At 62.5% G+C, this 9083-nt stretch carries 8 protein-coding genes; 4 read left to right on the top strand and 4 right to left on the bottom strand.

The annotated features are described in order from the left end of the window. From QMX86_RS25915 to efeU, 4 genes are all read right to left on the bottom strand, one after another. A partial coding sequence (locus QMX86_RS25915; protein ID WP_282390422.1) for an imelysin family protein occupies window positions 1–466 on the bottom strand: 466 nt, incomplete at its 3' end. A gap of 26 nt (window positions 467–492) precedes the next feature. Next, window positions 493–1791 (bottom strand): iron uptake transporter deferrochelatase/peroxidase subunit, encoded by a 1299-nt coding sequence (gene efeB, locus QMX86_RS25910; protein WP_282387612.1) that lies wholly within the window; start codon window positions 1789–1791, stop codon window positions 493–495. 17 nt (window positions 1792–1808) lie between these two features. Beyond that, complete coding sequence (efeO, locus tag QMX86_RS25905) at window positions 1809–2993, bottom strand: iron uptake system protein EfeO (RefSeq protein WP_282387614.1); 1185 nt, start codon at window positions 2991–2993, stop codon at window positions 1809–1811. 8 nt (window positions 2994–3001) lie between these two features. Next, entirely contained in the window at window positions 3002–3841 is an 840-nt protein-coding gene (gene efeU / locus QMX86_RS25900) for an iron uptake transporter permease EfeU (RefSeq protein WP_122507337.1), read from the bottom strand. A 273-nt stretch (window positions 3842–4114) separates the two neighbouring features. Here efeU and QMX86_RS25895 point away from each other — a divergent pair, with 273 nt between their 5' ends. From QMX86_RS25895 to QMX86_RS25880, 4 genes are all read left to right on the top strand, one after another. Next, window positions 4115–5131 carry an AraC family transcriptional regulator gene (locus tag QMX86_RS25895; RefSeq protein ID WP_282387515.1) on the top strand — a complete coding sequence of 339 codons (1017 nt, stop codon included), beginning with the start codon at window positions 4115–4117 and terminating at the stop codon, window positions 5129–5131. A gap of 184 nt (window positions 5132–5315) precedes the next feature. Next, window positions 5316–6980, top strand: a complete 1665-nt coding sequence (locus QMX86_RS25890; protein ID WP_282387513.1) for an AMP-binding protein — start codon at window positions 5316–5318, stop codon at window positions 6978–6980. A gap of 18 nt (window positions 6981–6998) precedes the next feature. Continuing rightward, window positions 6999–7760 carry an SDR family NAD(P)-dependent oxidoreductase gene (locus tag QMX86_RS25885; protein ID WP_122692596.1) on the top strand — a complete coding sequence of 254 codons (762 nt, stop codon included), beginning with the start codon at window positions 6999–7001 and terminating at the stop codon, window positions 7758–7760. Window positions 7761–7772: 12 nt separating this feature from the next. Next, complete coding sequence (locus QMX86_RS25880; protein ID WP_122507341.1) at window positions 7773–8966, top strand: acetyl-CoA C-acyltransferase; 1194 nt, start codon at window positions 7773–7775, stop codon at window positions 8964–8966. The last annotated feature ends 117 nt before the right edge of the window (window positions 8967–9083 follow it).

Here is a 9083-nt window from a genome sequence, read left to right as displayed (position 1 = left end):
CCGGCGGGAAGGTCAGGCCGGCCACACGGGTTTGCAGATCCTGCACGTCTTTGTTCAAACCGTCGGCCAATGCATCCAGGCCCTTAGTGGACTTCTCCGCGAACAACGAATATTCGATCCGGTGAAAGCCAGTGAAGTCTTCAGCCTTCACGCCTTTTTCGTGGTCGTCGACACGTGAGTCGATGGACGCATCGAGATCGCTGAACAGCTCGGCAATCGGCTCGATCGATTCGTAATACACCCGCGTCGGCGCGTAGAGCTTCTGCGCGGTCGCCAAGTCGCCTTTCTTCACTGCGTCGGTGAACTGCTGGGTGTGGCTGGCCAGCTCATCGAGTTTCTCGGTGACGTAAATCTTGTAGTCCGACACCGGCCCCACCAGATCCAGCGGCGCGGTCGCGGCGAACGCCGCTAGCGGGGTGTTGAGCAAACCAAGGGTCAGCAATAACGCGAGTGGCGTCTTTTTCATGGGGCGGCTCCAGTGTCGGTTGGGTGTCATGCGGTTTTGTTTTGGGAGGTGGCAGCGAGTAACGAGCGACCGATGAAATCGTCATCGCCGGTCACGCCGGGCAGGGTGAAGAAGTAACCGCCGCCGACCGGTTTGAGATATTCCTCAAGCGGCTCGCCATTGAGTCGGGTTTGCACGGTGATAAAGCCTTTTTCCAGATCGGCCTGGTAGCAGATGAACAGCAGGCCCATGTCGAGCTGGCCGTTCTTGTTGACGCCGTTGGAATAGTTGAACGGCCGGCGCAGGATCAGATTGGCCTGGGTCGCGGCGGTGCGCGGGTTGGCCAGACGAATGTGCGCATCGAGCCTGGTCAGTTTGCCGGCGGGGTCCTTGCTGTAATCCGGCACTTCGCTTTCGCTGTGGCCGCCGATGGGCGCGCCGCTGCTCTTGACCCGGCCGAGAATGCTTTCCTGCTCCTGCAAGGGCGTGCGATCCCAGCGCTCGACGAAGTTGCGGATGATGCGCACCGCTTGATAACTGCCGTGGGCAGCCCAGGCCGGTTCGTCACTGTCCGGTTGTACCCAGACAATCCGCTCCATCGCCTTGGCGTCGTTGGAATCGGGGTTGGCCGAGCCATCGCGAAAACCGAGAAAGTTGCGCGCCGACTGCGCCGGTACACCGGGTTTGGCCGGCGCTTGCGGCGGGACGCTGCCTTCCTGTTTCCAGCGCACCAGCAACAGATCAGGCAGATTCTTGACGATGTCGCGCAGGGCGTGAATGTTGGTGTCGGCGGTGTTGGCGCAGAACTGCAGACTGAGGTCGCCATGGCAGCAATCGGCGTCCAGGGCATCGTTGGGAAAGCCGACCATGCGTTGCAGACGCTTGGGCTTTGCCGCCGCCAGACCGAAGCGCTCGTCGAACAGCGAATCGCCGACGGAAACGGTGATGGTCAGGTTGTCCGGGGTGACCACCGGGCCGAGGATGCCGGAGTCCAGCGGTGGCAGTTTCGGGTCGACCTGCGCGACCGGGCCGCCCTTCATCAAAAACGCGATGCGTTCGTTGAGGGTGCGGAACAGCCGCTCGAGGTCTTCGCGATCGCTGGCCAGCACATCGAACGCCACCAGCATTCCGGAGGCCGGGCGCGGGCTGACGATGCCGGCCTGGTGCACACCGTGGAAGTCGTGACGGTCTTCGGTCTTGTCGCTGCTCGGCGCTTCGGTGACTTGCGCAGGCTGCGCGGCCATGGCCGGGCAGCTCAGCGCCGATCCGGCAAGGGCGACACCGGCGGCGCCCATGCCCATCAGCACGCGACGTCGTTGCAGGTTGAGAGGTTCTGAATCGTTCATCTATCGTGGTCTTCTGCTTACAGGCCGGATAGGCCGAGGGCGGGGTCGATGCCATTCAGCGCCGTGGCCAGGGCCTTGGCTTTGGCGGTGATCTGCTGGCGTTGCGCGGCGGTCACGGCGTCGTAACTGACGTAGCCATCGGCGGATTTGAACGCGTTGAGCTGGCTGTCGAAATCGTCCAGCGCCTGGTCGATCTTCGGTAACAGCTCAGCAGCGGATTTGCTCAGCATCGGGCGCAACAGGTCGACGACCTTGCGCGCGGTTTGCGCGTTGGCGGCGAAACCGTTGAGGTCGCTGTGGCTGTAGCGTTCTTCTTCGCCGCTGCCGGCGCGCACATCGGCGAGGCTGTTGAGGTTGCGCACGACGATGCCCACCAGTTGCTCCGGCGGCAGTGACTGCGCGAGCAACTGTTGCCTGAGGGTGGTGACATCTGCGAGCAAGCGCTGGGCAATCGGCGCGACATGGTCGAGATTGCGCTGCTGGAACAGCGCGTATTCGAGGCGATGGAAACCGACGAACGCCGGATCCTGCTCGCGCTTTTCGAAATAATCGGCGCGGGCATTGATCTGATTGTCCAGCTCGGCCAGGCGCTGCGCCGCCGGCGCCAGACGCTGATAAGCGGCACGCGCCGGCAGGTACAACGCTTGCGCCTGCGCCAGATCACCACTGGCGATCGCCTGATTCAGCGCCGTCGCCGCTTTGATCAACGCGCTGCCCTGAACGGCCAGATACACGCGAAATTCCGACAGCGGCCCGACGAAAGCCACCATCGATGGCTTGGCCTTGGCGGCGGCATCGGAAGCGGCCGTCGATGTGACGTGCAAAGTGCCGCGCGGGTTGCTGAGCAAGCCGCAGGTGATCGCATAGTCGCCCGGTTGCAGGTTGGCGTTGATCACCTGGCTCAGGCCCGGCGCGATGTTTTCCCGCTCTTCGACCACCAGCACGCCGTCGAGAATTTCCCACTCGACCGCACGCTCGGAGCGGTTGACGATGCGGAAACTGGCGCGGCCGGCCGGCACCGTCAGTGCGTTCGGCTCGCAACTGTGTGGATGGATGTTGACGACGATTTCGTCGTGGTTGTGCTGACGCTTGGCAGCGGCCATGTTCGAGGCGTACCAGAACAGCCCGCTGGCGGCGATCATCAGCAGCACCGAGCCGGCCAGCGCCCAACGCAGGGCCGGAGGGGTTTGGGTAGTAGACATGAAGGGCCTTATTGGCTGGAAACGGAAGTGGTTGGCGTCGCCTGGCGAGGCGCGGGCATGAAGAACATCACCAGTGCCAGCAGCAGATAAATCAGGTACGCGCCCAAGGTGCTGACGGTCGGCGCATCCTGATAACCGAACATGCCGGCCAGCACCGAGCCCAGCGGGCCGTCCATCGGCAGCGTCGCGCTGAAGTCGAACAGCACCGTTTGCAGGTGATTCCACAGCCCGGCTTCATGCAGCGCCTGCACCGAGTTGGCGAGAATCCCGGCGGCGACCACGAGGATGAACAATCCGGTCCACTTGAAGAACGCCGAAAGATTGAGGCGCATGCTGCCGCTGTAGATCAGGAAACCGACGATCACCGCCAGGACCAGGCCGAGCAAGGCGCCAATCGGCGCGCCCGGGCCTTCGCTTTGCTGGAACACGGCGAGCAGGAAGAACACCGTTTCCAGGCCCTCGCGAGCGACGGCGAAGAAAACCATGGCGATCAAGGCAATCACCTGATGCCTGGATTGCGTCAGCGCTTGATCCAGCGAGGCTTGCAGCGAGTGCTTGATCGACCGCGCGACCTTGCGCATCCAGAACACCATCGAACTGAGAATGCCCACGGCGACCAGACCGACCACGCCTTCGAACAACTCCTGCTGCTTTTGCGGGAATTCAGCGCTGACCAGCTCCAGACCACCACCGACCAGCAGGGCAAGGGCGGCGGCGAGGAAGACGCCGATCCATACCGCTGGCATCCATTGGCCACGGCCGGTCTGCTGCAGGTAACTGGCAATGATGCCGACGATAAGCGCGGCCTCGATGCCTTCGCGCAACATGATCAAAAAGGGAACGAGCATTGGCGAGCCACAGCGATTTAGATAGGAGGCTAAGTTGTAACATAATGACACTCATTCCCAAATGGCATTCATTGACATTTAGCTGAACCTTAGCTGAACAACTGTGATTCCTGTGGGAGCGAGCTTGCTCGCGAATGCGGTATGCCTGTGACGCATCCGTGTCTGACACTCCGCCTTCGCGAGCAAGCTCGCTCCCACATTGGTCCTGCGGTGACTTCAGCAGCTGGGTTAAGATGCCCACCACCCAAAAAACAACAAGGCTCACCTCGCTCCATGGCGGAAAAAGACACCATTGCCATTCAACTGGTGCGCGAAGCGCTGCTGCAAAGTTGCGCCCCGGGCGCGGCGACGGATGAGGCGTTGAGCAAGGTCGGCATCGATCCGGCTTTGTTAGCGGCCGATGAGGGCAGGGTGCCGGCCTCGCAGTACGCCAGGCTCTGGCGCCTGCTGGCACGACGCGGTGATGACGAGTTCTTCGGCATGGACCCGCGCCCGCTCAAGTCCGGCAGCCTGGCATTTCTGTGTCGCAGCGCCATGGCGCAACCGACGCTGGCGGCGGCGCTGGACACCGGTCTGACTTTTCTTTCGCTGATGCTGGAAAAACTGCCGGCGCAACTGGTGCATCAGCAGAGCCTGGCGGAAATCGTCTTGCTCGAAGACGACGCCGAACCGCGCCGCGCCTTTACCTATTTCACTTACTGGATGATCGTGCACGGCGTCGCGTGCTGGCTGGCCGGGCGTCGGATTCCGATTCTGGCGATTGAACTGCGCTGCGCCGAACCGGACTTCACCGACGACTATCGGGTGATGTTTTCGGAAAACCTGCGCTTCGAACGTCCGCGCACACGAATGATCTTTTCCGCCGATTGCCTCGATCTGCCGATCAAACGCAGTGCCGAAGAACTCAAGCGCTTCCTGGCCCAGGCGCCGGCGAACATTCTGGTCAAGTACCGCGACCCCGACAGCCTCGCCAGCCGAATCAAGCACGATCTGCGGCAAGTGCCCGCGGAGCATTGGCCGGAAACCGAGGCGCTGGCCCAGCAACTGTGCATGTCCGCCTCGACCCTGCGCCGGCGTCTGGCCGAGGAAGGGCAGTCTTATCAGGGCCTCAAGGACAGTGTGCGCAAAGAGCTGGCAATCACCTGGCTGGCAGAGCCCTCGATCAGTTTCGTCGAGATTGCTGCAAGGCTGGGTTTTGCTGATGCCAGTTCGTTCTACAAGGCGTTTCGCAAGTGGTCGGGGTCGAACCCGGGGCATTACCGCACACTGATCCTCAATGAGGTGGTCTGACCCTACGCCTTCGCGAGCAGGTTCGCTCCCACCCAGGGCCGCGTGACCATTCCCCTTAAAAGGCTTGGCCAAACCAGTCAGCCACTTTGATTACTTTGACCATTGCCCCAAGCCCCGCGCGGCGCGACTATCCCTGTGTTGTTTACGGTTCCCAGCCTAATAAAAACACCGAGGGATTCTGGCAATGCGCGATTACTTGTCTGCCACCGAACAGTTCGATTATCAGCACACCGTCGATGCGTCGCTCAGTGGCACGCTGGCGGCACTCAACGCCTGCATCGAATGTTGCGACCGCCATGCGTTGCCCGGGCGCATTGCGTTGTTCTGGGAAGGTCGCGACGGCTCAAGTGCGACTTACACCTTCACTGATCTGCAAGACAAAGCCGCGCGTTTCGCCAATTTCCTCCTCGCCCAGGGCGTGCAGAAGGGCGATAAAGTCGCCGGCCTGCTGCCGCGCAACGTCGAATTACTCATCACCGTGCTCGCCACCTGGCGCATCGGCGCGGTGTATCAGCCGCTATTCACCGCGTTCGGCCCCAAAGCCCTCGAACATCGCCTGAACAGTTCCGGGGCGAAAGTCGTGGTCACCGACGCGGTCAATCGCCCCAAGCTCAGTGAAGTCAGCGCCTGCCCGACCATCGTCACCGTGGCCGGCGCCAAAGGTCAGGGCATTGTTCGCGGTGATTTCAGTTTCTGGGCTGAGCTGGCCAACTATTCCAATGTCTGCGAGCCGGTATTGCTGACCGGCGAAGACCCGTTCCTGCTGATGTTCACCTCAGGCACCACGGGGCCGGCGAAAGCGCTGTCAGTACCGCTCAAAGCCATCGTCGCTTTCCAGAGCTACACCCGTGATGCGGTGGACCTGCGCCCCGAAGACGCGTTCTGGAACGTCGCCGATCCGGGCTGGGCCTATGGCATCTATTTCGGCGTGACCGGGCCGTTGGCGCTGGGCCACCCGATTACCTTCTACGATGGCCCGTTCACCCTCGAAAGCACCTGCCGGGTGATCAACAAATATGGCATCACCAATCTCACCGGTTCGCCCACTGCCTATCGCTTGCTGATAGCCGGGGGAGAGGAGTTCGCCAGATCGATCAAGGGCAAACTGCGCATCGTCAGCAGCGCCGGTGAGCCGCTGAACCCGGAAGTGATCCGCTGGTTCGCAGACAACCTCGAGGTGGTCATTCACGATCATTACGGCCAGACCGAACTGGGCATGGTGCTGTGCAACCACCACGGCCTCGAGCATCTGGTGCATGTCGGCGCCGCCGGTTTCGCTTCGCCGGGGCATCGCATCGTCGTGCTCGATGAGCAGTACAACGAACTCGGCGTCGGTCAGCCGGGCATTCTCGCCATCGACCGCCCGCAGTCGCCGATGTGCTGGTTCGGCGGCTACGAAGGCGCGCCGACCAAGGCCTTCGTCGGCAACTACTACCTGAGCGGCGACACCGTGGAATGGAACCCGGACGGCAGCATCAGCTTCGTCGGCCGCAGTGATGATGTGATCACCACTTCGGGCTACCGCGTCGGCCCGTTCGACGTGGAAAGTGCCCTGATCGAACACCCGGCCGTGGTCGAAGCGGCGGTCGTCGGCAAGCCCGACCCGGAACGCACCGAACTGGTCAAAGCCTTTGTCGTGCTGAGCGCGCAGTACCGCGCCGCGCCGGAGTTGGCCGAAGAGCTGCGCCAACACGTGCGCAAGCGTCTGGCCGCGCATTCGTACCCGCGTGAAATCGAATTTGTCAGCGAGTTGCCCAAAACCCCGAGTGGCAAATTGCAGCGCTTTATCTTGCGCAACCAGGAAATCGCCAAGGCTCAAGAGGCCGCGGCGCACAACGTTTCAGCTTGAATCCAAGGAAACACCGTCATGCAGATCGAAAACAAGGTTTTTATCGTCACCGGTGGCGCGTCAGGCCTCGGTGCCGCCAGCGCTGAATTGCTGGTCAGTGCCGGCGCCAAAGTCATGCTGGTCGACATGAACGCCGAAGCCGTCGCCGCGCAGGCCCAGCGCCTCGGTGCGCAAAGTGTGGTTGCCGACATCAGCAATGAAGCCGCCGCCGAAGCCGCTGTGCAGGCGACCGTTGCCGCATTTGGCAGCCTCAACGGCCTGATCAACTGCGCCGGCATCGTCCGTGGCGAGAAGATCCTCGGCAAGAACGGCCCGCACGCACTCAGCAGTTTCGCGCAAGTGATCAACGTCAACCTGATCGGCAGTTTCAACATGCTGCGCCTCGCCGCTGCGGCGATTGGCGAGAGCGAAGCCAATGCTGACGGTGAGCGTGGAGTGATCATCAACACCGCCTCGGTCGCAGCGTTCGACGGCCAGATCGGCCAGGCTGCGTACTCGGCATCCAAAGGCGCAATCGCCAGCCTGACCCTGCCAGCCGCCCGCGAACTGGCGCGCTTCGGCATCCGCGTGATGACCATCGCACCGGGCATTTTCGAAACGCCGATGATGGCCGGCATGACCCCGGAAGTGCGCGACTCGCTCGCCGCCGGCGTGCCATTCCCGCCGCGTCTGGGCAAGCCCGCCGAATACGCCGCGCTGGTGCGCCACATCATCGAAAACAGCATGCTCAACGGCGAGGTGATCCGTCTCGACGGCGCCTTGCGCATGGCCGCCAAGTAAGGAGGATTAGTCATGACTATGTCCAATGATCCGATTGTTATCGTCAGCGCCGTCCGCACACCGATGGGCGGTTTTCAAGGTGAACTGAAAAGCCTCACCGCACCGCAACTCGGCGCGGCGGCGATCAAGGCTGCGGTCGAACGCGCCGGTGTCGCCAGCGACGCGGTTGATGAAGTGCTGTTCGGTTGCGTATTGCCCGCCGGCCTTGGCCAGGCGCCGGCACGTCAGGCTGCGCTGGGCGCCGGGCTGGATAAATCGACGCGCTGCACCACGGTCAACAAAATGTGCGGCTCGGGCATGCAGACCACCATCATGGCCCACGACATGCTGCTCGCCGGCAGCGCGGACGTGGTGATTGCCGGCGGCATGGAAAGCATGTCCAACTCGCCGTACCTGCTCGATCGCGCCCGCGCCGGTTATCGCATGGGCCATGGCCGCGTGCTCGATTCGATGTTCCTCGACGGCCTCGAAGACGCCTACGACAAGGGGCGCCTGATGGGCACCTTCGCCGAGGATTGCGCCGAGGCCAACAGCTTCAGCCGCGAGGCGCAGGACGCTTTCGCCATTGCCTCGACCACCCGCGCGCAACAGGCGATCAAGGATGGCAGCTTCAAGGACGAAATCGTCCCGCTGACGGTGATCGTCGGCAAAGAGCAGGTAGTGATCAGCAACGATGAACAGCCGCCAAAAGCCAAACTCGACAAAGTCGCCTCGCTGAAGCCGGCGTTCCGCGAGGGCGGCACGGTCACCGCGGCCAACTCCAGCTCGATTTCCGACGGCGCGGCGGCGTTGGTGCTGATGCGCCAGTCCCACGCGCAGCAACTGGGCCTCAAAGCGCTGGCGGTGATTCATGGCCACGCTGCGTTCGCTGATACCCCTGGCTTGTTTCCCACCGCACCGATTGGCGCGATCAAGAAACTGGTGAAGAAGACCGGTTGGGCGCTGGATCAAGTGGATCTGTTTGAAGTGAACGAAGCGTTTGCCGTGGTCGGCATGGCGGCGATGACGCACCTGGAGATTCCCCACGACAAGCTCAACGTGCACGGCGGCGCCTGCGCGCTGGGGCATCCGATCGGTGCGTCGGGGGCGCGGATTCTGGTGACGTTGCTCGCGGCGCTGCGGCAGAAACAACTCAAGCGCGGCATTGCAGCGATCTGCATTGGCGGCGGCGAAGCCACGGCCATGGCTGTGGAATGCGTTTACTGAAGGCGTCGCCGATCAACTGTGGGAGCGAGCCTGCTCGCGAAGACGTCGTTTCAGCCGGCACATGCGTGACTGATACACCGCTTTCGCGAGCAGGCGCGCTCCCACAGGGTTCTATGT

Origin of the sequence: Pseudomonas sp. PS01270 (genome assembly GCF_029959775.1) — a bacterium.
In the GTDB taxonomy this organism is placed as follows: Bacteria; Pseudomonadota; Gammaproteobacteria; order Pseudomonadales; family Pseudomonadaceae; genus Aquipseudomonas; species Aquipseudomonas atacamensis.
The sequence above is the reverse complement of the archived record's forward strand: the minus strand, read 5'-3'. Positions and strand labels throughout refer to the sequence as shown.